At 57.8% G+C, this 521-nt stretch carries 1 protein-coding gene; it reads left to right on the top strand.

The features are described 5' to 3' along the window. Window positions 1–521 (top strand): transposase (locus GY725_27115; protein ID MCP4007870.1); only part of this gene is annotated, 521 nt, incomplete at both ends.

Here is a 521-nt window from a genome sequence, read left to right on the forward strand (position 1 = left end):
GGCCTACGAGAAGTACGCCGCTCAGATCAACGACGTCGTCCACGCTCAGTGCTGGTCCCATACGCGGAGGCATTTCCTGAAGGCGGAAGCCATCGAACCGGAGCTGACGGCGCAGGCCCTGGAGCAGATTCGCGATCTCTATGAGGAAGAAGGCAAGATCGGCGCGCGCCAGCTCGATACGAACAAGCGTCTCGAGCTGCGAGGGAAGCACTGCAAATCGATTGTCGATCAATTCTTCAAATGCGTGAAAACAACGCTCGAGCAAAACGCACTGTTGCCTTCAAGTCCGTTCACCGCGGCAGCGGATTATGCGCTGTTCCGCGAAGATGCGCTTCGAGTGTTTCTCGAGTATCCCGATGTCCCGATCGACACGAATCACCTGGAGCGCGAGATCCGGCCAGTTGCGCTAGGCCGAAGAAATTGGGTGTTTTGTTGGACCGAGATCGGGGCCGAGTGCGTCGGAATCTTCCAGAGCCTGATCGCCACGTGCCGGCTACAAGAGATCGATCCGTACACCTACC

It is taken from the genome of bacterium (assembly GCA_024226335.1).
GTDB lineage: Bacteria > Myxococcota_A > UBA9160 > SZUA-336 > SZUA-336 > JAAELY01.